This is a genomic window from Streptomyces sp. (genome assembly GCF_036566765.1).
Classification (GTDB): Bacteria; Actinomycetota; Actinomycetes; order Streptomycetales; family Streptomycetaceae; genus Streptomyces.
Genome location: NZ_DATCVQ010000020.1, coordinates 1 through 2,295, shown reverse-complemented (window position 1 = coordinate 2,295; position 2,295 = coordinate 1). Strand labels below are relative to the sequence as shown.

General features: G+C 69.2%; 3 protein-coding genes. 1 reads left to right on the top strand and 2 read right to left on the bottom strand.

What is annotated here, in order from left to right; genetic code table 11:
- Window positions 1-761, bottom strand: a 761-nt coding sequence (locus VIU94_RS01045) for an alpha/beta hydrolase (RefSeq protein ID WP_331906479.1), incomplete at its 3' end; no start/stop codon positions are given.
- A 168-nt stretch (window positions 762-929) separates the two neighbouring features.
- Between VIU94_RS01045 and VIU94_RS01040 the strand changes: the two genes are divergently transcribed.
- Window positions 930-1,808 (top strand): helix-turn-helix domain-containing protein, encoded by an 879-nt coding sequence (locus tag VIU94_RS01040; RefSeq protein WP_331906477.1) that lies wholly within the window; start codon window positions 930-932, stop codon window positions 1,806-1,808.
- Window positions 1,809-1,814: 6 nt separating this feature from the next.
- On the opposite strand, the gene VIU94_RS01035 is transcribed toward VIU94_RS01040, so the two are convergent.
- Window positions 1,815-2,225 (bottom strand): TIGR03618 family F420-dependent PPOX class oxidoreductase, encoded by a 411-nt coding sequence (locus VIU94_RS01035; protein WP_331906475.1) that lies wholly within the window; start codon window positions 2,223-2,225, stop codon window positions 1,815-1,817.
- Window positions 2,226-2,295: the final 70 nt, after the last annotated feature.

Sequence of the window (2,295 nt, the reverse complement as noted above, 5' to 3'; positions counted from 1 at the left end):
GCCGTCTCCGCACGGGTGCCGACCACCATGAGAAGCGGTCGCTGCCCGATCAGCGGCACCTGCGCGAACGCGTCGAACGTCGCCATCTTGTCGACGCTCGTCCAGTCGAATGCCTTGGCGGCTCGCTCGTGATCGGCACGCGGGGTGCAGTAGTAGTCGAAGCCCTCGGCCGCGTGCTCGCCCCCGATCGCTCGCGCCTCGTCCGCCGTCGCCGGGAAGAGCGGCAGAACCCCGGGGTCGTCGCCGTTGGCGCGGGCCGTACGGGCAGCCGCGGCCCCGTCGAGCATCGCCTGGAACACGGCTGGGTCCTGGGTGCCGTTGGCGCCGACACGGAACTGGCGGGCGACATCGGCAGCGCAGACGGTCCCGAGCGCCTTGATCCGGTGGTCGCTGGCCGTCGCAGGGAGCGAGTAGCCGCCCGACGCGCAGATGCCGAGCGCCCCGATGCTCTCGCTGTCCACCTCGGGGCGGGTGGTCAAGAAGGAGACGGCCGCCTTGATGTCCTCGATGCGCTGAGCCGGGTCCTCCAGCCCTCGGGGAAGGCCACCGCTGGCGCCCTGGTACGCCGCGTCATAGGCGACCGTCACGAAGCCCTGCTCGGCCAGCCGTGAGGCGTACAGCCCCGAAGCCTGTTCCTTGACCCCCGTCCCCGGGTGACCGACGACGATGGCGGGCGCATCGCTGGCGCCTGCGGGGACGTAGAGGTGTGCAGCGATCTGAATCCCTGCGCTGTCGAATGTGACGTCCAACTTGCTGACCATGGAGTCTCTCCTCCGTACTTGCGGCCGGTCCGTCCGGTCCGCACCGGGGGCATCCGCCTCCGGCACACACCAACTTCCACCGCTTCGAAGGACCGCAAAAGCGGCCAGCTTTTGCCTGGGAACGTTCCTTCCCTCCCATGCTTCGTACGCCGCGGCCACAATTGACCCATGAGCAATCCAGCGGCGCCCAACGAGCTCGGAGCGTTCCTCAAAGCCTGTCGAGCACGCCTGACCCCAGGTCAGGTGGGCCTACCTGACCTGGGAAATCACCGAAAGGTACGTGGCCTCCGCCGGGAAGAGGTCGCCTCCCTCGCCGTGATCAGCGTGGACTACTACACCCGGCTCGAGCAGGGGCGGGTGAAGGCGTCCGCATCGGTCCTGGAGACGCTGGCTCGCGCACTTCGGCTGGACGAGGACCAGCAGGCATATATGTACGAGATCGCGGGCAAGGTCGATGCGCTCCCCAGAAGACGACGGACCGTGCAGAAGATCCGGCCCGCCGCACGCCGCCTCCTCGATCAGCTGGTCGATACGCCCGCGCTGGTCCTCGGAAGAAGGCTTCACGTCCTCGACTGGAACCAAGCCGCCGCGGCCCTGTTCACCGACTTCTCGGCGATTCCCGAACCAGAGCGCAACTACATCCGGCTGATGTTCACCCACCCGATCGTGCGCGGCCTGCACGCCACGTGGGAACACGACGCCCGCGACGCCGTGGCCGCACTCCGGATGGAGGCCGCCAAGGACCCCGACGATCCCGACCTGGCCGTACTCGTCGGCGAGCTCTCCGTGAGGGACGCCGACTTCCGCACCTGGTGGGCCGAACGGCACGTGAACTCCGCCAGCTTCGGGACCAAGCAGTACCACCACCCCGTGGTCGGCGATCTGACCCTGGACTGCGACACCTGGCAGAGCCCCGACGGTTCCGGGCAGCGCCTGATGGTGCTCACCGCCCCCGCAGGCAGCCCGTCGGACGATCGCCTCCGCATCCTGACCTCGTGGGATGCGAACCCCGGCAGAGCCGACGGATTTACACTCCGCTCCCCGTAGGAGCGCTCACCAACCCGATGGACGTACGTTGCCCAGCACCCGGGTCACGGCGATCTCGATGACCACGCGCTCCGGGTTGGGCCGGGGCTGCCGGTAGCGCTCGGCGTACCGCCGCTCGGCCTCGGCCACCGACTCCGCGTCGTCCTTGACCACCGCCGTCCCCTCCAGCGTGCACCAACGACGCCCGTCCACCTGGCTGACCGCAGCCTGCGCACCAGCCCCGGCCGCGCGTACGTTCCGGACCTTCTTGCTGCCCGCGCTGCTGATGACGCGCGCGATGCCGGCCTCGGGATCGAACGTCACCCCCACCGGGACGAGGTGCGGGCTGCCGTCCGGGCGGCTCGTCGTCAGGAAGCAGACCCGACGCTCTCGCCAGAACTCGTCATTCTCCGCGGGGGACGGTGCGTCGACTGTCATGGGTGCTCCTTCGTGAACCAGGGCCGTGGCTGCCACGGCTCTCTCGGTGGGTCAGCGGTTGTCGCCACTG